Genomic DNA, 24,921 nt, shown 5'->3' on the forward strand with positions numbered 1-24,921 from the left:
ACCGCCACCCCTCCTGCCCGGACGCCGGAGGCGCGCAGTGACGTTCGTCGCCGGTCTGCTGGTCGCGGCGATCGCGCTGCTGCACGTCTACATCCTGGTGCTGGAGATGTTCCTGTGGACCACCCCGCGCGCCATGAAGGCCTTCGGAACCACCCCCGAATTCGCGCAGGCGACCCGCGCCCTGGCGGCCAACCAGGGGCTCTACAACGGCTTTCTGGCTGCCGGGCTGCTGTGGGGCCTGGTGACCGGGTCGGCCCCTGTCCAGCTGTTTTTCCTGGGCTGCGTGGCGGTCGCCGGGGTGTACGGGGCGCTCACGTCCAACCGGCGCATCCTGTTCATCCAGACGGTGCCGGCGGTCCTGGGCCTCCTGGCCGTCCTGCTGGCCTCCTGAGGCCCAGGCGCAGACTGTGGCTCCGGGCGCGCCTGCGCAGGCGCTTCATGCTCTAGCCTGGGGCCGATGACCCCTTCCTCGCCGCGAATCCTGATCGTCGGGGGTGTGGCCGCCGGCATGAGCGCGGCGAGCCGTGCCCAGCGCCAGAACCCGGACGCCCGCATCACCGTGTACGACCGGGGCGACTACGTGAGCTACGGGGCCTGCGGCCTGCCCTACGTGCTGGGCGGCGACGTGGACGGCTGGGACGCCCTGGTCGCCCGTACCCCCGGGCAGATGCGCGCGCGCGGCATCGGGGTGCGGCTGCGCCACGAGGTGACGGGCCTGGACCCGGCGGCGGGCACGCTGACCGTGCTGGACCGGGACGCCGGGCGCACCCTCACCGAGCCCTACGACCGGCTGCTGCTCGCCACGGGCGTCTCGGCGCTGCGGCCCGACTGGGCACAGACCGGTCTGGGCGGCGTACACGTGCTGCGTGAGATTCCCGACGGACAGGCCATCGAGGCGAGCCTGAAGGGGGCCTCGCGGGCCGTGGTGGTCGGCGGCGGGTACATCGGCATCGAGCTGACCGAGGCGCTGCGCTCGCGCGGCCTGAGCGTGGTCATGCTGGAAAAGGCCCCCGAGATCGCCGGGCGCGGCCTGGACACCGGCAACCAGCGCCGCGTGCGTGAGGAGCTGGAGCGCAACGGCGTGGACGTGCGCTGCGGCACCAGCGTCGAGGGCCTGACGGGCCGGGACGGCCGCGTGACCGGCGTGCAGACCAGCGGCGGCCTCGTGCGCGCCGATCTCGTGATCGTGGCGGTGGGCGTGCGGCCCAACGTCGGGCTGGCGAAGGCGGCCGGCGTGCGCCTGGGCAAGACCGGCGCGGTCGCCGTGAACATCCGCCAGGAGACGAACGTGGCGGGCATCTATGCGGCGGGCGACAACACCGAGACCATCCACCGGGTCACGCGGCGCAAGGTCCACATTCCGCTGGGCCTGACCGCCAACCGCATGGGCCGCATCGCGGGCGTGAACATGGCGGGCGGCGACGCGACCTTTCCGGGCATCGTGGGCACGTCCATCTTCAAGTTCTTCGGGCTGGGCGCGGCCCGCACCGGACTCACGCAGGCCGAGGCCGACGCCCTGGGCCTGAAGGCGCTCTCGGTGGACGTCAAGAGCACCGACCACGCCGGTTACTACAAGGACGCCCAGCCCATCCACGTGCGCCTGACCGGCGAAGTGGGGACGGGACGGCTGCTGGGCGCGCAGCTCATCGGCTGCCGCGAAAGCATCAAGCGGGTGGACGTGGTCGCGGCCCTGCTGGGTCAGCGCGCCGACGTGCAGGCCCTTTTCGACGCCGACCTCGCCTACGCGCCGCCCTTTTCGGGGGTGTGGGACGTGCTGCTCGTGGCGGCCGACAAGCTCAAGCGCGAGCTGTAACTGTAGGGGGGAAGCGGGGGGGCGGCCCGGTCTCCCCGCTTCCCCCGACCCTCAGGCCCGGACCAGGTACGCCGACTCGATCACGTCGAGGTCGCGGATGGCCTGGAGCTGTTCGGGGGTCAGGCCGTCGTCGAGGGTCAGGGTGAACAGCGCCTGTCCGCCCTTCTCGGCGCGGCCCAGGGCCATCCCGGCGATGTTCACGCCCCAGGTGCCCAGCAGGTTGCTGAGCTTGGCGACGGCGCCCGGCTTGTCCTCGTTGCTGGCAATCAGGATGTAGCCCTCGGGTTCCAGCTCGACGCGGAAGTCGCGCAGGCGGGTCAGGCGCGGGCTGCGGCCGAAGACCGTGCCCCCCACCGTGCGCGTGCGGTCCTTGTCGGGGCCGTGGGCCGTCACCTTGACGATCACCTCGGTCTGGTAGTCGGGGCTGTCACCCTCCTCGCGCACCGCGATGTTCAGGCCGCGTTCCTTCGCCAGCGCGCGGGCGTTGATGAGGTTGGGCTTCTCGTCGGTGCTGCCCGACAGGTAGCCCACGAGCGCCGCCGTGACCACCGGGGCGGGGTCGGCCGGGAACTCGCCCCGGAAGGTCAGTTCGATGTCGTGCGCGCCGGGCAGCAGCTGCGCCAGGATGCGCCCGAGCTTCTCGCCCAGCTTGAGGTAACCGCCCAGGGCGCCGAGCGTCTTGGCGTCGAGGGCCGGGGCGTTCACCGCGCCCTTGCTCACGTCGCCGTGCAGGGCGTCGAGCACGCGCGAGACGATCTCGGCCCCCACCCGCTCCTGGGCCTCGAAGGTGTTGGCCCCCAGGTGCGCCGTGATGCCCAGGTTGGGCGCGCGCAGGAAATGATGGTCGGGGGTGGGCGGCTCGTCCACGAACACGTCGACCCCGGCGGCGAAGAGATGCCCCGATTCCAGCGCGGCCACCAGCGCCCGCTCCTCGACGATGCCCCCGCGCGCCGCGTTCACGACGATCGCGCCGGGCCGCAGCAGCGCCAGTTCGCGCTCGCCGACCATGCCCTGCGTCTCCTCGGTCAGGGGGGTGTGGACCGTCAGGAAGTCCACCCGCGCGAGCAGGTCGTCGAGCGTCTCCGCGCGCTCGACCCCCTGGCGCTCGAACTTGCTGGCCGGCACATAGGGATCGAAGGCCACCACCTTCAGGCGCAGGCCCTGGGCGCGGTCGGCCACGATGGAGCCGATCCGCCCCAGCCCCACGATCCCCAGCGTCTTGTCCTTGAGTTCGACCCCCAGGAACTTGCGGTCCCACTGCCCGGCGCGGGTCTTGCTGTCGCTGCGGGTCAGGCCGCGCGCGGCGGCCATCAGGTGCATGACGGCCAGTTCGGCGGCCGAGACGTTGTTGCTCTCGGGCGCGTTCAGGACGAGCAGGCCCCGCAGGCTCGCGTAGTCGAGGTCGATGTTGTCCACGCCCACGCCGCCACGCCCGATCACCTTGAGGCGCGGCCCGGCGGCGTCAATCAGTTCGCGGTCCACCTTGGTGCGGCTGCGGGTGATCAGGGCGTCGTATTCGGGCAGGCGGCGCAGCGTCTCGGCGCGCTCCAGGTTGCCCTCGTAGTCGATCTCGAAGCCCTCGTGCGTCAGGTTGCCGGGGTTCATCTCGTCGCAGATCAGCACGCGCAGCGGCGCGGTCCGGGCCTCTGTCGGCGTGGCGGAAAGGGCGGCTGTCATCCCCAGAGCGTAGGCCTCCCCCGCCCGGCACGCGGCATCTGGGCTAGACCGACCCGGCCTCCGCCGCTCACTTTAGGCACACTAGCTTTTCTTTTTAGGTATGCCTAAAATCTGAAGCATGTCCGAGACGCCCCGCCCTGCCAGTCTGCCGCCCGACTCTCTCGACGCCCGCATGACGCAGCGGGCCACCGATGTCCTGTCGCGCCGCACCGACCGCCGGGGACTGGGGCGGGTCCTGCCCTTCATCGGGCCGGCGGTGATCGCCTCGATCGCCTACATGGACCCGGGCAACTTCGCCACCAATATCCAGGGCGGGGCCGAGTACGGCTACGCCCTGCTGTGGGTGATCCTGGCGGCCAACCTCATGGCGATGCTCATCCAGAACCTCAGCGCCAAGCTGGGCATCGCCACCGGCCAGAACCTCCCGCAGGTGATCGGCAAACGCTGGCCCCGGCCGGTCGTGTGGTTCTACTGGGTGCAGGCCGAGATCGTGGCGATGGCGACCGACCTCGCGGAGTTCATCGGGGCGGCCATCGCCATCCACCTGCTCACCGGGCTGCCGCTCATCTGGGGCGCGGCGATCACCGGGGTCATCACCTTCTGGCTGCTTACCCTGCAGGGGCGGGGCTTCCGGCCACTGGAACTGGTGATCGGCGGCTTCGTGCTCGTCATCGGGGTGGCGTACCTGACCCAGTTCGTGCTGGCCCGGCCCGACCTCGCGGCGCTGGGGGCAGGCTTCGTACCCAGTTTCCAGGGCACCGGCAGCGTCTATCTGGCGGTGGGCATCATCGGCGCGACCGTCATGCCGCACGTCATCTACCTGCACTCGGCGCTGACCCAGGGGCGCGTGCCCACCGCCAGCGACGAACAGAAGCGGCACCTGGCCCGCCTGAACCGCGTGGACGTGATCGCCGCGATGGGACTGGCCGGCCTGATCAACATGAGCATGCTGGCCGTGGCCGCCGCGACCTTCTACGGCAAGAACGTCGAGAATGCGGGCGACCTGGAAACCGCCTACCAGACGCTGACGCCGCTGCTGGGGCCGGCCGCCGCCGTCGCCTTCGCCGTGGCCCTGCTCGCCAGCGGCCTGAGCAGCAGCGCGGTGGGCACCATGGCCGGGCAGGTCATCATGCAGGGCTTCGTGGGCTTCAGCATTCCGCTGTGGCTGCGCCGCACGCTGACCATGCTGCCCGCCTTCATCGTGATCCTGCTGGGCCTGGACCCGACCGCCACGCTGGTGCTCTCGCAGGTCATCCTGAGTTTCGGGGTGCCCTTCGCGCTCGTGCCGCTGCTGCTGTTCACCGCCCGGCGCGACGTGATGGGCACGCTGGTCAGCCGCCCACTCGTGACGGGGCTGGGCTGGGTGTTCGCCTCGGTCATCATCGGCCTGAACCTCTACCTGCTGTGGGGCACGTTTACGGGCAGCTAAACGGGCAGTTCCAGAGAGGCGGGGGGCGTCGCGGCCTTCCCGCTTTCTGCCGCTCGGCCCCAGGGTCTGCGCGCCTGAACCCATGGAGCCGCTGACGACATGAACGGGACCGTGGCCGCCTCGCGCGAGCGCCAAGAGGATCCCCATGCATGCTCCCCTCCAGCAAGAGGTCCCGCAAGGTAGGCTTCGACCATGCCGGTGTTCCTTTTTCCTCCCCAGGAGCAGCGCCGGAAAGAGATCATGGATCGATTGCGCAGCGCAGAGCTTTCCTACGCGCCTGCTGGAATGACCGCTCTGCCGGAAGTTCCTCCAGGCATGCAGACGATGAACGAGAGCGTCTTACTGGGCTATGGCCCGGCGTGCTTCGAGCGCGCGTGTGCGGCGCTGATGGAATGGCAGACGCACCGATTGACGTGGTTGCGTCTCCACGCCGATGGACCGCCGCGCGTGGGTCAGACGGTGCTGCTCGAAGCGTTCTTCGGACCGCTGACCTGGGTGTTCGGGTGCCGGGTGGTGGCTGTGACTGACTCGCCTGCCGAGTACGGCTATACATACGGCACCCTCCCTGGCCATCCCGAATGCGGGGAGGAGCGCTTCCAGGTGGACTTCCACGCAGACCAGCGCGTGACGTTCAGCCTCCGGGCCTATTCGCGTCCTACGGGGCCCCTCATGAGGGTGGCGCAGCCGCTCGCCACCCTGGCGCAGCGAGCGGGGTCGAAGGCGTATCTCCGGAACATGTGCCGTTCCACTCGCGCTTCTGGCTCCTGAAGTCCCCGGGTCTGTGATGGGTGGGAACCGTTTTCAGCGTCTGAGCCACATCCATTGTCCGGGACGCAAAAGTACGTTTCCAGTCCCGTCGAGAGGCCGACAGCACGCCCCTGCATTCCACTTCCAACCCCTGTCTTTGTCAGGCACTCGATTCGGAGGGACCAAGGGCAAGCCTTAGTCCCTCCGAATTTTGCGCTGAGGGCACACACAACACGTCCTCTGCTCTGTTTAGCTCCGTATGCGGACCGGCGGGGCCAGGGCGTGCCGGGTCAGGCGCGGCAGCACGAAACGGTCCAGGCCCCACCAGCCCGCCACACGCCACGCGGCGACCAGCAGCGCCGCCCCCACCAGCAGCAGCGGATTGCTCGACAGCGTGCCCGCGAGCAGGTAGGCAAGGTTCATGACGCCGCCGAAAAAAGCCGCCAGACCGGTCAGCAGGCCCAGGATCAGGGCGATGCCCACGGCCAGCTCGCCGTAGGCCACCAGGTAGGAAAACAGCGGCGCGTTGGGCAGGGCCACCGTTTCCAGAAACCGGGCGTACCAGCCCGACACGTCCGGCGATTCACCGCCGGCCTTCTCGATGGCTCCGCGCAGGAACCCGCGCACCCCCTCGCCGGCCTGCGCGCCGGTCCATTCGGGGCTGCCCACCTTGCCCAGCCCGGATTCGAGCCACATCCAACCTACGTACAGCCGCGCGAGCAGCCACACCGGGGCCATACGGGCGTCGGCAAAGAGAAAACGGGTGAGGGGCGAGTCGGGCAGGGCCTTCGGGAGCCGGGCGGCCGGGGACTGGATCATGAAGCTCCTTTGTGGCCCACTGCCGGGGCCGGACGCCCTCATGGTGGCAGCCGCACATGACCGGCACGTCAGAAAGATTGATCCGGGCTTGAGAAACCGCGCCAGTCAGGCCGGCCTAGACCAGCGACACGTCGGCGCGCAGCGCCCCGGCCAGCAGGGGCCGGTAGGCCGCCTCCGCGATCTCGTACACGCCCAGGGTGGCGATGTGGCTGTTCTGGATCTGGGCGTCGAGCAGCGTGAAGCCGCGCGCGTGCAGGTGCCCGGCCAGCAGCACCAGCGCCGCCTTGCTCGCGTTGGTCACGCGGTGAAACTTGCTCTCGGCGATGAAGGCCCCGCCCAGCGCCAGCCCCAGCACGCCGCCGGCCAGCTCGCCGCCGCGCCAGACCTCGAAGGAGTGGGCCAGCCCGGTGCCGTGCAGGTGCAGGTAGATTTCGGCCAGCTCGTCGCTGATCCATTCGCCGTCGCGCTCGGGCGCGCCGGGCAGGCGGCCCCGGCAGCCCTCGACGACGGCCGCGAAGGCGGTGTCGAGCCGGGCCCCAAAACGCGGCAGCTCGCGCCGCAGCCGCCGGGCGACGTGCAGGCCGGCGGCCTCGGTCAGCGGCACCAGCGCGCGGTCCTGCACGCCGTAGAACTGCGGGCCGTCGCCGTTGTCCATCAGGAAGGCCCCCTGCGCGTAGGCGCGCGCGACCTCACGGGTCAGGCGGTCGGGGTGGTGCAAGAAGGCGTCGGCAGTGGGCATGGCCTGCCCAGGGTAACGCCCTGCTCTACACTCCGGGACATGCAGGAACTTCTCGACGTGATGCGGCGCCTGCGCGCGCCCGGCGGCTGCCCATGGGACCAGGAGCAGACCCACGAATCGCTGCGCCCCTACCTGCTGGAAGAAGCGGCCGAGGCCGCCGACGCCGTGGGCACCCCCGACCTGCCTGGCGAGCTGGGCGACGTGCTGCTCCAGGTGGCCTTCCACAGCGTGGATCGCCGAGGAGCAGGGGACGTTCGACTACGCGGCGGTCGAGCGCGGCATCGTCGAGAAGCTGGTCCGGCGCCACCCGCACGTCTTTGCCGACACGGAGGTCGCCGGCAGCGACGAGGTCACGCGCAACTGGCAGGCCATCAAGGCGGCCGAGCGCGGCGGCCGGCCCCGGCGCGCCGCCGACCGGGTGCCTGCCGGCCTGGGGGCACTGGCGCGCGAGGCCAAGGCCCAGAATCTTGCGGGGACCCCTCCAGACACCCGCGAAGCCCTCGCCGCGCGCCTCGCTGCCGCGCCCGACACGGCGCAGGGCGTGGCCGAAGTGCTGGCCGGGGCCGTCGCCTGGGCGCGCGCGCTGGGCGTGGACCCGGAGCTGGCGCTGCGGGAACGCGTGCAGACCACGCTGGCCGGGCTGCCCGACGAGGTGGCCTGAGATGCGGGCGGCCCGGTCATGACCTCCGCACCCGACCCGCTCGACGACCTCCAGGCCGACCCCTGGGGGGCTGTGGCTGGGGGGGCGTCAGCGCGCGGCCCTGGACCTGCCCCACTACCGCCGCGCCGCCGTGCTCGTGGCCCTGACCCGCGAGGCGAGCCCGCGCGTGATCCTGACGGTGCGCTCCTCGGAACTGCCCACCCACAAGGGCCAGATCGCCTTTCCGGGGGGCAGTCTGGAGCCGGGCGAGACACCCACGCAGGCGGCGCTGCGCGAGGCCTGGGAGGAGGTCGGGCTGCCCCCCGGCGCCGCGCAGGTGCTGGGCGAACTCGACGACGTGTTCACGCCGGTCGGGTTCCACGTGACGCCGGTGCTGGCCCGCATTCCGGCCGGGCTGCCGCTGGTCCGCACGCCCGAGGTCGCGCAGATCATCTGCCCCACCCTGGCCGAACTGCGCGCCCTGACGGTGCTGCGCGAAACGCGGCGGCTACCCGACGGCACGCCCGTACCGCTGTACCGCTACCCCTGGCAGGGCCACGACATCTGGGGCATGACGGCGCGCGTGCTGCACGACCTACTCACCCAGGGCCCGGCCGAAACCTGAAAAACCCCCGCCGGAGCGGGGGCCTGTGCGCGGAGCCTGGGGCTCAGCGGGTGGGGTTGATGGTGATCTGACCGTTCTGCGTGACGTTGTAGTTGTTCACGAAGGTGCGGTAGCCGGGGGCGATGACCACGATCTCGTGGGCGCCGCGCGACACGCTCAGGTTCAGGCCGCCGTTCTGGATGGTGCCGGACTCGGTGCCGTCCACGAACACGCGCGCGCCGTTCACGCTGCTGCGCAGGGCGACCGTGTAGCCGGCCGTGTTGGTCGGGGTGGTCGTCACGGGAGTCGTGGTGCGCGAGAACTCGACGTTCAGGTTGGTCGTCGTGTTGGCGCGGATGGCGATGGTCGTGGTGTAGTCGGCGTAGCCCGGAGCGCGCACACGCACGGGGTAGCTGCCGGCGGCGAGGCCGGTGTAGGTGGTGTTCGCACTGCCCAGGGTGCGGCCGTTGAGGATCACGCTGGCGCCGGGCACGTTGGTGCCGACGAACAGGTTGCCGGTGGTCACGGGGTTGGCGGCCACGACGCTGAAGAAGGCGGTGTCGCTGACCCAGGTGTTCTGGGGGATGGGGTTGACGACGATGCTCAGCGCCTGGGCGAGGCCGTCCTGGCCCTTGGCGTTCACGGTGGCGAACTGGTCCTGGCCGCTGAAGTTGGAGAGCTGGTCGAGGTTCAGCTCGGTGGTGCTGGCGAGGGCCAGAACCTTGTTCAGGCCGACCTGACCGTCCACGCTGTAGGTGAAGCCCGCGCCCGCGCCGGGGAACACGGCGGTGGTGTTGGCCTTCACGAAGTTGCCGCCGCCCTGGATACGGTTGGGCAGGATCTGGGTCACTTCGCCGGTGCTGTCCACGTTGAACAGGTACACGTAGGCGTCACGGTTGACGGTCGTGCTGATGCTGATGTTCTCGCCCACGCGGTAGCCGGGGTTGGCGTTGCCGGTGGAGTCCTTGTTCACGCGCACGCTGACGCTGAGGTCGGGCTGTGCGGGGTTCACGATGATGCTCTGGGCGCTGATCTTGGGGGCGGCGAACGCGGTGCTGGCGAGCAGCGCGGCCGGAATCATCAGAAACTTTTTCATGGGTGGTTCCTCCGAGACGTAGCCTACGGGCCGGAACTTGACGGGCCATGAGCCTCCCTGCGCCGAATATTAATAGTGGTTCAGCCCACCGTCAGGAAGGTGACGGCCCGGTCAGGCTGGCACGTTCCCCTGTCCTACGGGTCCCCTGGGGGCCTGCCGCACGCTTCAGTTGCCGACATGGCCTTCCTTCCGATCCGGCACGGCCAGTCGGCGAGCGGTGTCCTGGAACTTCAGCCTGGAGAGACGAGCGGCCGCCTGCCTGGCCCGCCCGCCCCTGGGCCACCGGCAGGCGCGGCGTCTGGCCGGGTGGGCGGCATAGGGGAATGTGGCCCAGTCACGTCACCGTTTTCCGGGCTGCCCCCTCGCGCAGCGCAGACGGCTGCGCCGCTGGCACTCTGGGCCTGCCCGTTCAGGGCCTCGCGGCCACCTACGAGTGCGGCAGGCTCAGCACGGGGCGTGCAGACGGGTGTTCATCCTGTCGCCGGCCAGGATCACGCCCCGCCGCGCTCTGGTTGCCCGCCGCTGGTCTGGCCGGAGAAGCTGATCGGTCAGCCCTGGGGCGGCGGCCCTGTGCGGTCCCGACCCCGCGCAGGTGGCCGTCCTGATCACCCACCACGACTTCGCGGGCTACCTGCTGGCCGAGCTGCTGGGCCTGCCCTCGCCGGAAGACGGCGGGCCGGTCCTGCGCCTGGACAACACCGGCACCGCGCGGCTGACCGTGGCGCCGGGGCGGGCGGCCCTCCACTGGCTCAACCGGGCGGACCATCTGCCCCCGGGCCTCCGGAGCCGCCGACCCCGCGCTCAGCGGATGATGCGGGCCGGCTCCACGCTGGCGGCGCGCCGGGCAGGAATCAGGGCGGCGAGCAGCGTGGTGCCCAGACCGACTGCGTTGACCCACAGCAGGTCGCTGGCCCGGACCTCGACCGGCAGGGCGGTGATGAAGTACAGGTCGCCCGGCAGCGTGAAGGGCCGCACCGTGAAATACGCGCTGATGCCCAGGCCCAGCAGGTTGCCCAGCAGCAGCCCCGCGAGACCCAGCGCGAGGCCCTCGATGACGAAGGTCCGCGTGATGACGCCGCGCGTGGCCCCGATGGCGCGCAGGATGGCGATTTCCTGCGTCTTTTCGAACACGGCCAGCGTCAGTACGTTGGCGATCCCGAAGGCCGCCACGATCACGATCAGGAACACCACGAAGGCGATGACCCGTTTTTGCAGCGCGAGCTGGTCGAGCAGCGTGCCGTACAGGTCCTGCCAGGGCAGCGGCGCGTAGGCGACCGTACGGGTCAGGCTCTCCCCCACCGCGCGGGCCTGGTCGGGGTTGTACAGGCGCAACTGGTAGCCGGTGATATCGGCCGTGCCCTGGAGCTGTTGCAGCGTCGCGATGTTGGTGAAGGCGTAGCCGCTGTCGATGAGGTAGTTGCCGGTGCTGAACAGGCCCCGGACCTTGAGGGTCGCGCGGCGCTGAGTGCTGTTGAGCAGCCGCACCTCGTCGCCGCTGAAGGCCCCCACGCTGCGGGCCAGGGCCGCGCCCAGCAGCACCTCGCCGTCTTTGAGGTCGGCCAGCTGGGCATTCGCCAGCTCGGGCAGTTGCAGCACCCGCGCGGCCGACGGCCCCACGCCGAACAGGGTCGTGAAGTCCACGCCCGCCGCGCGGCCCTCGCTGGCGGGCCGGGTCAGCAGCCCCTTGTCGGCCACGAAGGGGGTGTAGGCTTCGACCCGGCGGTCGGCGCGGATGGTGCGCTCCAGCGCAGGGTCGGCCCCGGCGGGCGCGAAGGAGGTCAGGCTCAGGTGCGGACTGGCACGCAGGGTCGCGTTCACCAGCGCGCGGGTAAAGCCGTTCGTGAGGCTCAGGGCGGCGATCAGGACCATCACGCCCACGGCGATGCCCAGCACGGTCAGCAGGTTCTGGGTCCGGCGGCGGCTGAGGTGCGCGCGGGCCAGGGTCCAGGCGAGGTCGGGGGTCGCCGCACCGGGCGCGCGGGAAGGAAGGCGGAAGCCGGGCATGTGGGCCGAAGCTTAGAGCATGGGACGGCTCCGCCCTGCCGGAGAACAGGCGACCGGCCGGGTCCCTGGTGGCCCGGCCGGTCAGGCCGGCGCGTTCAGGCGCTCAGCGGACGGCGGTGATGCGGACCTGCCGGGCACCGAAGTTCATGGCGTCGCGGTAGCTGCCCATCCAGATGTCGATGCTGCCGGTCTTGCGGGCGGCCATCGTGTCCTCCACGATGAACACGCGGTTGCCGAAGTTGTAGCGGCCCGAGAGGTCCTGCAGGGTCACGCGGCTGCCGTAGGGAAAGCTGCGCAGCAGGTCGCGGCTCAGCGCCACCACACCGGGGCGGGTGCGGGTGCCCGTCGCGGTGATGTGCGGCGTGCTGTCGGTCTGACCCGAGAGGCTGTTGTAGGCGGTGGCGCGGGCCACGGCGCTGCGCCCGGAGCGCGAGGTCGCCGCCATCGTCTCCTGGATGTATTCCTGGGCGGCGGCCTGCTGGGCACTCTGGGGTGCGGGGGCAGGCTGGGGCGCGGCGGGCTGACTCAGCGCCGACCACACGGCTCCGGAAATCACCTTGTCGGCGGGCAGCGCGGGCAGGGCGCCGGCGACGGTGGACAGGGCGAGGAGCAGCGGGGCGGCGAGGTGCTTTTGGGGCATGGACATCTCCTGAACAATCGGGGGCACGGAGCAGCGACGGGGCCGGGAGGCCACGGTCACGCTCTGCGCTGCGTTTCGGATGCAAAAAAAAGTGTCGGTGTCGCTCGGACTGGGAACGTGATCCGCCAAGTCGGCGGCGGCGCGTGAAGCCCAGTGGCGTCTGCCCGTACGCCGTTCAGCCTAGAGGCGTGGACTGGCAGTCTCGTGAGGACATGAGCTTTTTCTTCTCATCTTTAGATTTTTCAGGAGTGGACTATTTCATATCGTTCTATTTATTTCCGCCGCTGCCGCGTCTTTTCGAGATGAGACAAGAGGCAACTCCGACCCTCATCCTCTCATGATGAGAATGAGAATACTGGTCGTCAGAGGATGGCGAAGCGTCTCCAGAGTCGTATTTGTAGTCCCATCTGTCCGGATTGAGTGGGATCGGTGACAAAGGGCCGCCTTTCCCCTGTCCGGCCCCAGTCAGGCGACGGCCAGAGCGCACCCGCCACTCACCTCACACTCATCTCCAGGGCCAGGGTCACGCCTGCCGCCTGCCGGACAGCCGGGGCTGACGGTCCGGCAGGAGAGGCCGCCCGGCGGTTCAGGGCGTGGCGGGTTCGGGTTTGGGCGCTTCGAGCTTGGGCGCGGTGCCCCACTCGGAGATCAGGCCCGAGGCGATCTGCTTGTAGATGGGGGCCGCGAGCATGGAGCCGTGATAGTTGACCTTGGCCCCGTGGACCATCACCGCGACCGTCACGCGCGGGGCGTCGGCCGGGAAAAACCCCGCGAAGGTGCTGTCGTAGACGGTCGCGCTGTACTTGCCGTCCACGACGACCTGCGCCGTGCCGGTCTTGCCCGCGAGCGCGTAGCCCTCGATGCCCGCCTGGTGCTTGATGCCCTCGGAGACCACCGATTCGAGCAGGCTGCGAATCTCACGGGCAGTGCCGGGCCCGATGACCTCGCGGCGCTCACCCACACCCGCGCCCTCGACCAGCCGGGGCGAGAGGTACATGCCGTCGTTGGCCAGCGTGTTGTAGGCGGCGGCGAGTTGCAGCGTGGTGCTGCTCATGCCCTGCCCGAAGGCGTTGGTCGCGCGCACGAGGTCGTCCCATTTGCGCAGCGGTTGCAGGCGGCCGGTGGCGGCCGAAACGGTGGGCAGCTGCACGTCCTGCCCAAAGCCGTAGTTCGTGAGGTAGTTGCGCAGTTTCTCGGCCGGGAAGTGCTCGACGATGTGGCTCATGCCCACGTTGCTGCTGTACCGCAACACCTGCTTGGTGGTCAGGGTGGCGGGGTGCTGCACCGCGTCCCCGATGGTGCTGCCCCAGCGGCCCCCGACGTGGCGGCGCATGGGGGTGTCGTAGACGGTCGAGGGGGTCGTGAGGTTTTCGTTGAGGGCAGCGGCCACCACCAGCCCCTTGACCGTCGAGCCCGGCTCGAACACGTCGAGGAAGGGGCGGTTGCGCCGCGTCTCGGCGCTGTAGTCGCGCCAGGAGTTGGGGTCGAAGGGCGGGTAGCTCGCGGCGGCCAGCACGCGCCCGGTGCGCGTCTCGATGACCACGACCGAACCGTATTCGCCCTGGTGGGACTTGACGCCCTCGGCCAGCGCGGCTTCGGCATTGGCCTGCGTGCGCGGGTCGATGGTCAGCTTGAGGGCCTGCCCGCTTTCCAGGTCGCGGTTGTAGGCGGCTTCCAGACCTTCGAGGCCGCTGCTGTCGCCCATCATGCCGATGATCTGCCCGGCCAGCGTGCCCTGGGGATAGATCCGGTTCTTGCCGACCGTGCGCGCCAGCACCGACCCGTCGGCCGCGAGGATCGCGCCGCGCGGCGTGGGCGAGGTCCGGCCGGCCCCCTGCGGCATCCCCCATTCGAGCTGCGCGTAGGCCCACACCAGCGAGGCGAACATGAACAGGGCGAGCAGCTGCATCATGCGGGAGCGGTTGCGGATCTTTACTTCCATTGTGTCTTCACCTCGAGGTCGCGGGCGGTGTCGGCCGGGGGCGGGGTCACGGCGGCGGCGCCCAGATCGCGCACGGCCTTGCGGCTCTCCGCGAAACGCTGCATTCCGTTTTCCGTGGCCCAGGTCTGGACCTTCTGGGGGGTGGTCGCCGCCTGCACGCGCACCGTCAGGTCGTCGCGCATGGCGATCAGCTCCTCTTCGCGCTGCTGGGCGGCGCGCAGGTCCGGGCGCACGTCCTGGCTGAGGTACCGCGCCCCCACCAGCAGCAGCGCGAGCGCCAGATAGATCGCCAGGTAGCGCAGCGTGCGCCGCTGCCACGTGACGGGCGTAGTGTCGAAGGCCCAGCGCGCGGCGCTCACGGCTGCACGCCTACGTCGCCAGGGGCGCGCTTCTGGGCCGAGCGCAGTTTGGCGCTGCGGGCACGGGGGTTGCCGGCCTGCTCCTCCTCGGAGGCCACCAGCGGGCGCTTGGTCAGGGGCGTGAGGGTCTCGCTGCCCAGCAGGTAGCGCTTGACGATGCGGTCCTCGAGCGAGTGGAAGCTGATGACCGCCAGCCGCCCACCGGGCCGCAGCAGGCCCTCGGCCGCTTCGAGGCCCGCGCGCAGGGCGCCGAGTTCGTCGTTCACGTGGATGCGTAGGGCCTGGAAGGTCCGCCGCGCGGGGTGAATGCCCTTGGAAAACCCGGGGTAGGCCCGCTTGACGATGTCGGCCAGGGCCACGGTCGTCTCGATGGGGGCCTTTTCGCGCGCGTACACGATGGCGCGGGCGATGCGGCGCGAGAGCCGGTCCTCGCCGTACTCGTAGATGATCGCGGCGAGGTCGGCCTCGTCGTAGGTGTTGACCACGTCGGCGGCGCTCTCGCCCGACTGGCTCATGCGCATGTCCAGCGGCGCTTCGGTGTGGTACGAGAAGCCGCGTTCGCCGTCGTCGAGCTGGAAGCTGCTCACGCCGATGTCGAGCAGTACGCCGTCCACCTGCGTGACGCCTTCGGCGGCGAGCAGCGCGGCCATGTCGCGGTAGTTGCCTTCCAGGACATGCAGGCCCGGAATCCGGGCGGCGCGGGCACGCTCCAGGGCGTAGGGGTCCTGGTCGATGCCGTACACGGTCGCCCCGGCGCCGAGCAGCAGCCGGGTGTGGCCCGCGCCGCCCAGGGTGCCGTCCACGAAGACCTTGCCGGGAGCGGGTTCGAGCGCGCCGAGCACCTGCGGGGCCAGCACGGGGATATGAGAGAGGTCGGAGGGGGGAGCGGAGTCGGCAGGGGGGATCGTCATAGTTACGCCACGAAGTTGGCGAGAAGGTCAGGTTTGGGCGGATGGTCCTGCACGGCCGTGATGGCGGCTTCCCAGCGCGCCGGAGCCCAGAATTCCAGGCGTCCGGGCGCGCCGGCCACGATCACGTCGCCCTCCAGGCCCGCGAAGGCCCGCAGGGTCTGGGGCACGGAGACGCGGCTCTGGTTGTCGAGCCGGGCCTTGCTGGCCCCGGAATAAAAGAAGCGGACGAAGGCGCGCGAATCGGCGTCGGTGAGGGGCAGGCCCTCGAGTTGTTCTTCGACCCGCCGCCAACTGGACAGCGGAAACACGTAGAGACAGCCTTCCATACCGCGCGTGAGGATCATGCCGTCCTCGACGAAATCCCGAAAGGCGGGTGGCATGACCACGCGGCCCTTGTCGTCGATGGTGTACGGATACTCTCCAAACGGCACCTTCGCTCCTCGCTTCCCCACCGCCTCCCACTGGCCCTGAGGCCAGGTGGGAGCGGCGGCGCAGTCTGGACCTGCGCTGGGCGCACCTCCAGACTGTTAAGGAAGTGTAACAAGCCCCCCCACCATTTACCACCGCTTCCCACCGCGCCCCACCGAACTCCCTGCACTCATGAAGCCCTTCCCACCGGGGCGGCGGCGGCGGGACATGCGCGCCCCCGACCGGCGGCTAGCGTGGGGCCATGCGTGCCCAAATCGCCCTGCAAACCGGAGCCGTTCTCGCCGCCCTGGGGGTGGCCTTCGGGGCCTTCGGGGCCCACGCCCTGCGCGAACGCCTGGACCCCCAGATGCTCGCCAACTTCGAGACCGGCGTGCGTTACCAGATGTACGCCGCCCTCGCCCTGATGGTGCTGGGCACCCAGGTGGGCCAGACCCGCGCGCCGGTGCTGCTGCTCGCCGGAGCCGTCATCTTCAGCGGCACCCTGTACGTGCTCTCGCTGAGCGGCGTGCGCTGGCTGGGGGCGATCACGCCCATCGGGGGGCTGCTGCTCATCGCGGGGCTGGTGGTGGCGGCGCTGGACGCGGGAAAGTAGGGGAGCTGCCCCGGCACACGGGGCGGGGGTGTAAAGGTCGTCTCCCACGCCCAAGACCACGCCCCCACCCGGGTTGCAGGTGGGAGCGCGTCTTTGGTGCGGGGGAACTGTAAGCCGGGTTCTGTCCACCACTCGCGTGGCTGCGCGGTCATCTCTCTGGGACGGGTGTCGCCACACGCCTCAAGCGACCATCCTGGCGGTCAACGGGCGGGCCGCCCTCGCGCACTGTCGGGTCTTGCACCGGATGGGGTTTACCAGCGCTCCCCGTCTCCGGGGGGCCTGGTGCGCTCTTACCGCACCGTTTCACCCTGACCGCGCTCCCGCCCGCGCCGGGGCGTCGCTTGCGCCGGAGCGCGGCGGTCTGGTTTCTGTGGCACTGTCCTTCGACTTCGCCGCTGCCCGCACCTGAAGACGCCGGTGTGGGTGCTCGACTCGCCGACCAGCCGTTAGCTGGCATCCTTACCCTGCGGTGCCCGGACTTTCCTCACCCAGTCTCCTGGGCGCGACCGTGCATTCCCCCGCGCCCGCGAGCATAGCAGAGTCGGCCCAGGCCAGAACGCCGATGCCGCGCGTCGGCCGCCCCACCTACCCTGGGGGATGTTCCCCGCAGATTTCCCGCCGGACGACCTCGAATTCGTTCCGGGCCTGCCTTTCGGGCGTCACGGCCAGAGCCTCGACCTGCTGCGGCTGCGCGCCCCGTCTGCCCGGCCCGCCCCCGCGATCCTGCACCTGCACGGCGGCGCGTGGGTCAGGTTCGGCCGCTGGGCACCTGCCAACGTGTTTCTGGCGCGGGCGGGCTTCGTGACCGTCAGCGCAGACTACCGGCTGGCCCCGGGGGCCATCTTTCCGGCGCAGCTTGGGGACGTGGGCGAGGCCGTGACGTGGCTGCGCGCCAACGCGGGGGCGTGGCAGCTCGACCCGGCACGTCTCGGGGCCTGGGGCGTCAGCGCGGGGGCCCATCTGGCGGCGCTGCTGGGCACCGGGGCAGGTACGCGGGGCGAGCCGGCCGTGCAGGCGGTAGGCAACGTCTCGGGACCGATGGACCTTTTCGACCCGGCCCTGTCCTTCGGTCCCGAGCCCTTCCCGCTGCTGGGCGGGCCCTGGGCCGAGCGGCAGGCACTGGCGGCGCAGGCCAGCCCCGTCCGGCACGTGAGCGGCCGCAACGCGCCCTTCCTGCACCTGCACGGCCTGCACGACGACGAGGTGCCCGTCTCGCAGGCGCGGCGCATGCACGCGGCGCTGCGGGCCGCCGGGGTCCCCAGCGAACTCGCGCTGCTGGACGGCGGCCACTACGTCAACGACACGCACCGGGCCGAGATCGAGGCGCGGCTCCTCGACTTCTTCCGCCGGGAGTTGGGCCACTGAAGGCCGTCCGGGTCCCAAAGACCAGGGAGCAGCGGCAGCCCAGGGCCGCCCCGGAGCGGCGGTGGCTCAGCCCCAGCGCCGCCGGATACGCTCCCACTGGCGGTCACGGACCTGCGGGGGCGTGGCGGCGGGGTCGAGCAGGTCCTGCAACTCGCGCCGGCCCAGTTCGCGGTATTCGCCCACGTCGAGGTCGCCCAGCCACAGCCCGCCCACGCGGTAGCGCAGCAGCCGGGTCACGGGGTGGCCCACCGCTTCCAGCATCCGGCGCACCTGCCGCTTGCGGCCCTCGGTCAGCACGACGTGCGCGCCTCCCAGCGCGGCCGAGGCGTGGCTGGCCTGCGCCACGCCGTCGTCGAGTTTCACGCCCGTGACCAGGGCGTCCAGGGCCACCTCGTCGGGTTCGCCCTCGGTCCAGGCGCGGTAGGCCTTCTCGTGGCCGAAGCTCGGGTGGGTCAGCGTCTGGGTGAGGTCGCCGTCGGTCGTGAGGAGCAGCAGGCCCTCGGAATCGCGGTCGAGCCGCCCGACCGGATGCAGCCCCGGCACGTCGGGCATGGCGTCCAGGACATTCTTGCGGCCGTACTCGTCGCGGGCGGTGGTCACGTAGCCGCGCGGCTTGTACAGGGCGAAGGTCACGGCCTCGACGCGCTGCGTCTCGATGAGCTGCCCGTCCAGGCGGATGTCGTCGGCCTCGGTGACACTCTGGCCCAGGGTCGCGGGCACACCGTTCACGCTCACGCGCCCGGCCTTGATGAGTTCTTCGGCAGCTCGGCGCGAGGCGACTCCGGCGCGCGCGAGGTGCTTGTGCAGGCGCTCGCTCACGCGCGGCCTCCCTGACCCATACGGGGCGGCGCGGTGAGGGTGGCGGCGACGGCCAGCGCCGCCAGCACGGCGCACAGGCCCAGCAGCACGCTGCGCAGCGACGGCGCGAGCAGCGAGCCCTCGCGCAGGGTGGGGGGCAGCAGCGCGGCGACGCTCAGCAGGTTGCCGCCGACCAGCCCGCCCACCTTGACCGCGTCGGGCGCGAAGCTGGCGGCGAGCTGGTAGGCGCCCCAGGCCAGCAGCAGCCCCCCCGAGAAGCGCGCGAGCCACAGCGGCGAGACGCCGACCAGCGCGGCGACAGACGGAGGCAGGAAATACAGGAACAGGCCGGCCGGCATGAAGATCAGCGCGGTGAGCCAGAAGGAGGCGCGTAACACGCCCGCAGTGTAGAGACTGGCGGGGCGCGGCAGTGTGGGCCGGCCGCCGGGGCCGGGCTGCTAGCATCGGCCCGGTATGCCGGTCATCGCCGTGGACAAACCCCTGAACCTCACCTCGCACGATGTGGTCGCCCGCGCGCGGCGGCTGCGCGGCACGAAGCGGGTGGGCCACACCGGCACCCTCGACCCGCTGGCGACCGGCGTGCTCGTGCTGTGCGTGGACGAGAGCACGAAGGTCGTGCAGTTCATGGAGCGCGACCGCAAGGCCTACCTCGCCTGGATTTCGTTGGGCGCGGGCACCCCCACCCTCGACGCCGAGGGACCGGTGGAGGAGCGGGCCGACGTGCCCACACCCGACGAGGCCCAGGTCCGGAACGTGCTCGCGGGCTTCCTGGGGCCGCAGGAGCAGGTGCCCCCGCAGTACAGCGCCCTCCAGATCGGCGGGCAGCGGGCCTACGCGGTGGCGCGGGCCGGGGGGGCGCTCGACCTGCCCGCCCGCTCGGTCGAGATCCATTCGCTGGACCTGCTGGGGATCTTTCCCAGCGTGGGGGCGTCGCCGCAGCGCTTCTCCCCCACCCCGGCCGGCTGGGCGCCGGACCCGGCAGGCCGCGCCTTTTCCCTGCCCCCGGCGCTGGGCGACTTTCCGACGCTGCTCGTGCGGGCGGAGGTCGGCAGCGGCACCTACCTGCGCTCGCTGGCGCGCGACGTGGGGGCGGCGCTGGGCGTGCCCGCGCACCTGGGCGGGCTGGTGCGCACCCGCGCGGGCCGTTACGACCTCGCGGACACCGTGGCGCTCGACGACCTCGCCGGGGCGGCGGGCGTGGGCGACCTCGCCGCGCTGGACTTCCCGGTCGTCGAGGCCGATGAACGGATGGCCCGCGAGCTGAGGCAGGGCAAGCGGCCCGCGCACCCGGTCGCCGGACGGCAGGTCGTGACCCTGCGCGGCGACCTCGTGGCGGTGGTGGACGGCGACGGCGAGCGGCTCAAGGTGGTGCGCGTCTGGGCCGAGCCGGACGCCGGGGCGCCGCAGGGCTGAACCCGGTCCAGACCTCCGGCGAAGTCAGGCTTGCCCAGACCCGCGGGCCGGCACTGGGCAGCTACTCCCGGACGTGAGACCGAGCGCGGATAAGCCGCTGCCGTTACGCACACAAAAAGCACGGGCCGCCCCTGCCCCTGGGGTCACGGCAGACAGACCAGCTCTTTCCCGGTCTGTCCACGGGGCCAACGGCCGTCCGGCTCAGTTGCGGGTCATCTCGCGCAGGAGCTGGCGCTCGATGAGCTGGGCGGCGATGGGGCCGCGGATGCGCCTGAACAGGTGGTAGTCGAAGAAGTACACCTGCCCGGCGCGGGTGGCCCGCAGGCGGCTGGTCAGGGCGCCGGCATTCCAGTCGGCACGGGCGCGCGCGGGCGTGTTGGTGCCCGAGGCCAACACGATCACGGCGTCGGGATCGAGCGCCGTCAGACCCTCGACACTGACCACGGCGTCGCGCTTGTCCCCGTCCACGACCCCCAGGCCCAGGTCGGTCAGGAGGCCGCCGGTCCAGTCGTTGTGGTCACTGATGTTGAAGGTGTTCTTGCCCTCGCCGCCGCCCGTCCAGACCACCAGCACCTTCTGGTTACGGAACCGGGGGGCCAGCACGGCGCGCGTGGCCTGCACGCCCTTGGTGTAGGTCGCCAGGGCGGCCGTCGCCGCCGCCTCGCGGTCCAGCGCGCGGGCCAGCAGCGGCAGGGTCTTCTGCCACTCGCTCCGGTCGATGCCCTTGAACAGCAGGGTCGGGGCGACGCGGCTCAGCTGCGGGTAGACCTGCGCGGCGTAGTCCTCGCCCACGATCAGGTCGGGCTTCAGGGACGTCAGGATTTCCAGGTTGGGGTTGAAACGGTCCCCGACGTTGACCGGGCTGGAGGTCACGCGGCTGCCCAGGTTGCGGATGTCGCGGATGGGCGACCCGAAGGCCGGGGTCTTGATGAAGGTGGACGCCTCGCCGTAGCCGACCGGCTGCACGCCCAGCGACAGCAGCAGGTCCAGGGCGTGCGGCCCGAGCGCCACGACGCGCAGCGGCTTTTTCGGAACGGTCGTGCTGCCGGCGCTGTGGGAGACGGTGACGGGATAGGTGATGGCGGCCGAGGCCGTGCCCAGGGCAACGGCGGCCAGCAGGCTGAACAGACGGGTACGCATCAGGAGACTCCTTGGCCTGGACTGGCCCGGTGCCGGGGCCAGGGCGGCCGGAAGTCTCCCACGCCATAATCCGAGTAGTCAACTCGGATTAGGCCGGTTTGTCCGGGTGGGCGGTTTCCCGGCCTCCCACCCATGCGCCCGGCGGCGTTCAGTCCGCGCCGAAACCGGCGGGGCTGTCCAGCGTGACGGCCCCCAGCCCTTCCAGGCCGCCGGCCAGGGCGACCAGGCGCTCGTCGTGCAGCGCGGGCGCGATGAACTGCACACCCACGGGCAGCCGCACGCCGTCCACCGTCTCGAAGCCGGCGGGCACGCTCAGGGCCGGCAGCCCCGCGAGGTTCACGGCGACCGTGTCCACGTCGGCGGCGTACATCGCCAGGGGGTCGCTCGTCTTCTCGCCGCGCCGGAAGGCCGGAAAGGGGCTGGTGGGCGTCACCAGCACGTCGTAACCCCCGAAGGCGGCCGTGAACTCGTCCGAGATGAGGCGGCGCACCCGCATCGCCTTGCTGTAGTAGGCGTCGTAGTAGCCGCTGCTCAGGGCGTAGGTCCCGATCATGATGCGGCGCTGCACCTCGCGCCCGAAGCCCTGCTCGCGCGTGAGGGTCATGCTGCCGGTCAGGTCGGGGGCCGCCGAGCGCGCGCCGTAGACCATGCCGTCGAAGCGCGCGAGGTTGCTGCTCGCCTCGGGCATGGCGATGAGGTAGTACGCCGCGATGGCGTGCCGCAGCGAAGGCAGCGAGACCTCACCCACGGCCGCGCCCGCGCCGCGCAGGGCCTCCAGCGTGGCGTTCAGGGCCGCCTCCACCCCCGGCGTGTTGCCGCCCAGGCTCTCGCGGATCACGCCGACCCTCAATCCACGCAGGTCGTCCGGCGTGCCCGCGCGGAAGGCGGGCGGGGCCTCCAGGCTGGTCGCGTCGCGCGGGTCGTACCCGGCGACCACGTTCATCAGCAAGGCGAGGTCCTCGGCGCTGCGGGCGAAGGGACCGATCTGGTCGAGGCTGCTCGCGTAGGCCACCAGTCCGTAGCGCGACACGCGCCCGTAGGTGGGCTTGAGGCCGTACACGCCCGTCAGGGCCGCCGGCTGGCGCACCGAGCCGCCCGTGTCGCTGCCCAGGCTGACCGGGGTCAGGCCCGCCGCCACCGCGACCGCGCTGCCGCCGCTGCTGCCCCCCGGCACGCGCCCTTGGTCCCAGGGGTTCAGGGTCGGCCCCGAGGCGCTGCTCTCGGTGCTCGACCCCATGGCGAACTCGTCCATGTTGGCCTTGCCCACGATGACGGCCCCGGCGTCCAGCAGCCGCTGGGCGGCGGTCGCGGTGTAGGGGCTGACGTAGTTCGCCAGGATGCGGCTGCCGCAGGTCGTGGCGGTGCCCGTCACGTTGATGTTGTCCTTGACGATCACCGGCACGCCCGCCAGCGGCAACGCCTCGCCCGACTGCACGCGGCGCTGCGCGGCCTCGGCCTGCTCGGCGGCGCGCGGGTTGAGGCTCACTAGGGCGTTGAGGTCACGGGCCGCCTCGGCGCGGGCCTGCGCTTCCTCGAGCAGGCGGTGGGGGGTCGTCTCGCCGCGCGTGACGGCGCGGGCCAGGGCGGAGGCAGAGGGCAACGCGGGCATACCGCGCCAGTGTAGCGGCGCGGGCCGGAGGCGCGGCGCGGCTCCCCCAGACCGCCCCCCGGCCTACAGCGGCTTGACGAGCACGCTCGTGCCCGCGCGCAGCCCGGTGCGCATGAGCAGTTCCGTGGCGACCTGCAACTGGTGGCCCAGGTCCGGGGCGACGCGCAGCTCGAAGGTGTAGGTCTGGCCGGCCTCGTCGCGGACGGCGAGCTGCGTGGGGGGCCGCCCCAGGTCGCCCGCCCAGCGCCGCACGATGGCGCTGTCCACCACCACCACCCCGCGCACCCCCTGCGCCAGCGTGACCGTCAGGCGGGCGGTGCGCGACTTGCGGGGCTTGAGCAGGCCCAGGCGGTCGAGGCGCGAGATCAGGCGGCGGGCCTCGGGGTCGCGGGCCACCTCGGCCAGCGGCTGCTGGGCTTCGATGCGCTCCAGAATGCGCCGCTCGGCCACCGTCCAGCTCATCTGGTCCAGGCGCTCGGCGGCCAGCTTGCCAGGGCCGTCGAAGGGGAGCGGCTGCTCGGGCAGGGCGGCCAGCGCCTCCAGCGCGACCTCGTCCATGCTGGCGTCCAGGGTGGGGGCGGCGGCGCGGCGGCCCTCGTCGAAATGGAACTGGCCGCGCGGGTCGGCGAGCAGCGCCGCGAGGGCGAGGTTGCCCCGGCGCGCGCCCATCTTCAGCTCGCGCACCCGGCCGCCCTCCAGGGCGCACTCGAAGGTCTCGGCGTCGCGCGTGACCGACAGCACTCCCGTCTTGCCTCCCGCCGCGAGCAGTTGAAGCAGTTCCAGAAAGTTGAAGTGATCGAGGTTCAGGGTGGTGTTGGGCATGGATATCTCCGGGACCGGGACCGGTCGCCTGGTCGCGCACAGTCTGCTCATGGACGGGGCCGGGGCGCAAGACCCGGTGGACACCCCCCCTCCACGCAGCCTTCAGGGGGCGCCCAGCTGACCGGCGGCCGGCCGGGGGGCCGGGCCTCAGCCGCGCAGGAGGTGGGCGAAGTCCGCGCCCTCCAGGGGAGGCAGGTCGGCGAGGGTGGTGAGGCCGAACTCCATCAGAAAGCGGTCGGTCGTCCCGTAGAGCAGCGGCTGACCGACCGCCGCGCTGCGCCCCACCACCTTCACGAGTTCGCGCTCCTGCAACGTGACCACCGTGCCCGCACTCGCGCCGCGCATCGCCTCGATCTCGGCGCGCGTGACCGGCTGGCGGTAGGCGATGACCGCCAATACCTCCAGTGCGGCGGTGCTCAGGGCAGGCAACGCCGGGGGCGAGAGAACGGGGGCCAGCTGCGGCGCGAGCGCGGGCGGCACCACCAGCCGGTAGCCGCCCGCGACCGCCTCGACCACGAAACCCAGGGCCGCCGCCTCCAGCGAGGCCCCGAAGGCGGCCATGGCCCGCGCGGCCGCGTCCTCGCCCAGCCCCAGCACCCGCGAAAGCTCGGCCAGGGTCACGGGCCGGCCGGCCGCCAGCAGCGTCGCCCCGATGAGCGCCCGCGCCTGTGCGGGGGCGCTCACGGGGCCGTTTCCAGGGCCAGGCCCACGCCCGCCAGGACGGCCCGGACCTGCTCCGGCGGCAGCGCCCCGGCCCGCAGTATCCGCGCGGGCTCGCCCGGCCGGACGGGCAGCGCGACCACCGTGCTGGCGAGGCCCTGCGGATCAGGCGCCTCCTCCGTGTCCTGACCCAGCAGCAGGTCGGCCAGAGCGTAGCGGGCGGCCTCGCGGCGGGTCAGTGCGGCCGGAAGGCCTGCCGGATTGAGGCTGGTGGTCGCCAGCGGCCCGGCGGCGAGCAGCAGCGCGCGCGCCAGGGGATGATCGGGAACGCGCAGCCCCACCTGCCCCCCCGGCGCGAGGTCGGGAGGGCAGGCGGGCTGCGCGGCCGTCACGACCGTCAGCGGACCCGGCCACAGGTCCGAGAGCGCCGTCAGGGCCGCCGAGGGCCGGGCCCAGGCGAGGGCGGTCGGCGCGTCGGGGCAGGACACCTGCACCGGCTTGCCCGGCTCGCGGCCCTTGCGGCGGTGCAGCTCGGCGGCGTGTCCGGGCCGGGCGGCCAGCCCCCAGACGGCTTCGGTGGGATAGCCCACCACGCCGCCCGCCGCGAGAACCTCCGCCGCCCGTGCCATCTGCGTCCGCTGTTCCGTCACAT

General features: G+C 71.6%; 25 protein-coding genes, 1 other RNA gene and 1 pseudogene. 9 read left to right on the forward strand and 18 right to left on the reverse strand.

Annotation, left to right across the window (positions count from 1 at the left end; genetic code table 11):
- Window positions 1-37 precede the first annotated feature (37 nt).
- Complete coding sequence (locus DGO_RS10785) at window positions 38-391, forward strand: DUF1304 domain-containing protein (RefSeq protein WP_043802069.1); 354 nt, start codon at window positions 38-40, stop codon at window positions 389-391.
- 66 nt (window positions 392-457) lie between these two features.
- Window positions 458-1,813, forward strand: coding sequence for an FAD-dependent oxidoreductase (locus DGO_RS10790; protein ID WP_043802073.1), 1,356 nt, complete (start codon window positions 458-460; stop codon window positions 1,811-1,813).
- A 51-nt stretch (window positions 1,814-1,864) separates the two neighbouring features.
- Here the strand turns inward: DGO_RS10790 and serA are convergent, their stop codons facing one another.
- Window positions 1,865-3,490, reverse strand: coding sequence for a phosphoglycerate dehydrogenase (gene serA, locus DGO_RS10795; protein WP_014685553.1), 1,626 nt, complete (start codon window positions 3,488-3,490; stop codon window positions 1,865-1,867).
- Window positions 3,491-3,608: 118 nt separating this feature from the next.
- Here serA and DGO_RS10800 point away from each other — a divergent pair, with 118 nt between their 5' ends.
- Window positions 3,609-4,919, forward strand: coding sequence for an Nramp family divalent metal transporter (locus DGO_RS10800; RefSeq protein WP_014685554.1), 1,311 nt, complete (start codon window positions 3,609-3,611; stop codon window positions 4,917-4,919).
- Window positions 4,920-5,111: 192 nt separating this feature from the next.
- Window positions 5,112-5,687, forward strand: a complete 576-nt coding sequence (locus DGO_RS10805) for a DUF1990 domain-containing protein (protein WP_083847276.1) — start codon at window positions 5,112-5,114, stop codon at window positions 5,685-5,687.
- Window positions 5,688-5,915: 228 nt separating this feature from the next.
- On the opposite strand, the gene DGO_RS10810 is transcribed toward DGO_RS10805, so the two are convergent.
- Together DGO_RS10810 and aat are read right to left on the reverse strand one after the other, a co-directional pair.
- Window positions 5,916-6,485 carry a DoxX family protein gene (locus tag DGO_RS10810; RefSeq protein ID WP_014685556.1) on the reverse strand — a complete coding sequence of 190 codons (570 nt, stop codon included), beginning with the start codon at window positions 6,483-6,485 and terminating at the stop codon, window positions 5,916-5,918.
- A 115-nt stretch (window positions 6,486-6,600) separates the two neighbouring features.
- Complete coding sequence (gene aat / locus DGO_RS10815) at window positions 6,601-7,224, reverse strand: leucyl/phenylalanyl-tRNA--protein transferase (RefSeq protein WP_014685557.1); 624 nt, start codon at window positions 7,222-7,224, stop codon at window positions 6,601-6,603.
- Window positions 7,225-7,263: 39 nt separating this feature from the next.
- Here aat and DGO_RS10820 point away from each other — a divergent pair.
- Window positions 7,264-7,885 (forward strand): annotated as a pseudogene (locus tag DGO_RS10820) (MazG nucleotide pyrophosphohydrolase domain-containing protein).
- A 130-nt stretch (window positions 7,886-8,015) separates the two neighbouring features.
- Window positions 8,016-8,489, forward strand: coding sequence for an NUDIX hydrolase (locus DGO_RS10825; protein ID WP_014685558.1), 474 nt, complete (start codon window positions 8,016-8,018; stop codon window positions 8,487-8,489).
- A gap of 43 nt (window positions 8,490-8,532) precedes the next feature.
- Here DGO_RS10825 and DGO_RS10830 read toward each other — a convergent pair whose 3' ends face one another.
- The 7 genes from DGO_RS10830 to mraZ all read right to left on the reverse strand — a co-directional run bounded on the left by DGO_RS10830 (window position 8,533) and on the right by mraZ (window position 15,851).
- Window positions 8,533-9,564: a PEGA domain-containing protein gene (locus DGO_RS10830; protein ID WP_014685559.1), complete on the reverse strand. Its 1,032-nt coding sequence runs from the start codon at window positions 9,562-9,564 to the stop codon at window positions 8,533-8,535.
- A gap of 801 nt (window positions 9,565-10,365) precedes the next feature.
- The gene (locus DGO_RS10835; protein WP_043802077.1) at window positions 10,366-11,568 is read right to left on the reverse strand and encodes an ABC transporter permease; all 1,203 of its coding nucleotides are present in this window, start codon (window positions 11,566-11,568) and stop codon (window positions 10,366-10,368) included.
- Window positions 11,569-11,671: 103 nt separating this feature from the next.
- On the reverse strand, window positions 11,672-12,208 hold the full coding sequence (locus DGO_RS23840) for a 3D domain-containing protein (protein WP_043802081.1): 537 nt from the start codon (window positions 12,206-12,208) through the stop codon (window positions 11,672-11,674).
- 586 nt (window positions 12,209-12,794) lie between these two features.
- Window positions 12,795-14,150: a peptidoglycan D,D-transpeptidase FtsI family protein gene (locus tag DGO_RS10845; RefSeq protein ID WP_014685564.1), complete on the reverse strand. Its 1,356-nt coding sequence runs from the start codon at window positions 14,148-14,150 to the stop codon at window positions 12,795-12,797.
- Complete coding sequence (locus DGO_RS10850) at window positions 14,141-14,509, reverse strand: hypothetical protein (RefSeq protein ID WP_043802084.1); 369 nt, start codon at window positions 14,507-14,509, stop codon at window positions 14,141-14,143. The genes DGO_RS10845 and DGO_RS10850 overlap by 10 nt, the downstream gene beginning before the upstream one ends.
- Window positions 14,506-15,420 carry a 16S rRNA (cytosine(1402)-N(4))-methyltransferase RsmH gene (gene rsmH, locus DGO_RS10855; protein ID WP_043802087.1) on the reverse strand — a complete coding sequence of 305 codons (915 nt, stop codon included), beginning with the start codon at window positions 15,418-15,420 and terminating at the stop codon, window positions 14,506-14,508. Before rsmH ends, DGO_RS10850 begins: the two co-directional genes overlap by 4 nt.
- A 2-nt stretch (window positions 15,421-15,422) precedes the next feature.
- A complete protein-coding gene (mraZ, locus tag DGO_RS10860) occupies window positions 15,423-15,851 on the reverse strand; it encodes a division/cell wall cluster transcriptional repressor MraZ (protein ID WP_014685567.1) in 429 nt (142 codons plus the stop codon).
- A 239-nt stretch (window positions 15,852-16,090) separates the two neighbouring features.
- On the opposite strand from mraZ, the gene DGO_RS10865 reads away from it, so the two are divergent.
- On the forward strand, window positions 16,091-16,441 hold the full coding sequence (locus DGO_RS10865) for a DUF423 domain-containing protein (protein ID WP_043802090.1): 351 nt from the start codon (window positions 16,091-16,093) through the stop codon (window positions 16,439-16,441).
- Window positions 16,442-16,535: 94 nt separating this feature from the next.
- Here the strand turns inward: DGO_RS10865 and rnpB are convergent.
- Window positions 16,536-16,963: RNase P RNA component class A (gene rnpB / locus DGO_RS21190), an RNA gene on the reverse strand.
- A 75-nt stretch (window positions 16,964-17,038) separates the two neighbouring features.
- On the opposite strand from rnpB, the gene DGO_RS10870 reads away from it, so the two are divergent.
- Window positions 17,039-17,806 (forward strand): alpha/beta hydrolase, encoded by a 768-nt coding sequence (locus DGO_RS10870; RefSeq protein WP_014685569.1) that lies wholly within the window; start codon window positions 17,039-17,041, stop codon window positions 17,804-17,806.
- Between the two features lie 66 nt (window positions 17,807-17,872).
- Here the strand turns inward: DGO_RS10870 and DGO_RS10875 are convergent, their stop codons facing one another.
- Together DGO_RS10875 and DGO_RS10880 are read right to left on the reverse strand one after the other, a co-directional pair.
- Entirely contained in the window at window positions 17,873-18,625 is a 753-nt protein-coding gene (locus tag DGO_RS10875; protein WP_043802092.1) for a pseudouridine synthase, read from the reverse strand.
- On the reverse strand, window positions 18,622-19,002 hold the full coding sequence (locus DGO_RS10880; RefSeq protein WP_014685571.1) for a hypothetical protein: 381 nt from the start codon (window positions 19,000-19,002) through the stop codon (window positions 18,622-18,624). Before DGO_RS10880 ends, DGO_RS10875 begins: the two co-directional genes overlap by 4 nt.
- A 76-nt stretch (window positions 19,003-19,078) precedes the next feature.
- On the opposite strand from DGO_RS10880, the gene truB reads away from it, so the two are divergent.
- Window positions 19,079-20,038 carry a tRNA pseudouridine(55) synthase TruB gene (gene truB, locus DGO_RS10885; RefSeq protein WP_014685572.1) on the forward strand — a complete coding sequence of 320 codons (960 nt, stop codon included), beginning with the start codon at window positions 19,079-19,081 and terminating at the stop codon, window positions 20,036-20,038.
- Between the two features lie 201 nt (window positions 20,039-20,239).
- Here the strand turns inward: truB and DGO_RS10890 are convergent, their stop codons facing one another.
- The 5 genes from DGO_RS10890 to DGO_RS10910 form a co-directional block, all read right to left on the reverse strand.
- Window positions 20,240-21,178 carry an ABC transporter substrate-binding protein gene (locus DGO_RS10890; protein ID WP_014685573.1) on the reverse strand — a complete coding sequence of 313 codons (939 nt, stop codon included), beginning with the start codon at window positions 21,176-21,178 and terminating at the stop codon, window positions 20,240-20,242.
- A gap of 148 nt (window positions 21,179-21,326) precedes the next feature.
- Window positions 21,327-22,787, reverse strand: coding sequence for an Asp-tRNA(Asn)/Glu-tRNA(Gln) amidotransferase subunit GatA (gene gatA, locus DGO_RS10895; RefSeq protein WP_043802094.1), 1,461 nt, complete (start codon window positions 22,785-22,787; stop codon window positions 21,327-21,329).
- A 63-nt stretch (window positions 22,788-22,850) separates the two neighbouring features.
- Entirely contained in the window at window positions 22,851-23,609 is a 759-nt protein-coding gene (locus DGO_RS10900; RefSeq protein ID WP_014685575.1) for a DUF4388 domain-containing protein, read from the reverse strand.
- A gap of 147 nt (window positions 23,610-23,756) precedes the next feature.
- The gene (gene scpB, locus DGO_RS10905; RefSeq protein ID WP_043802097.1) at window positions 23,757-24,293 is read right to left on the reverse strand and encodes an SMC-Scp complex subunit ScpB; all 537 of its coding nucleotides are present in this window, start codon (window positions 24,291-24,293) and stop codon (window positions 23,757-23,759) included.
- Window positions 24,290-24,919 (reverse strand): L-threonylcarbamoyladenylate synthase, encoded by a 630-nt coding sequence (locus DGO_RS10910; RefSeq protein WP_226991346.1) that lies wholly within the window; start codon window positions 24,917-24,919, stop codon window positions 24,290-24,292. Before DGO_RS10910 ends, scpB begins: the two co-directional genes overlap by 4 nt.
- Window positions 24,920-24,921 lie beyond the last annotated feature (2 nt).

This window comes from Deinococcus gobiensis I-0 (assembly GCF_000252445.1).
Lineage (GTDB): Bacteria > Deinococcota > Deinococci > Deinococcales > Deinococcaceae > Deinococcus > Deinococcus gobiensis.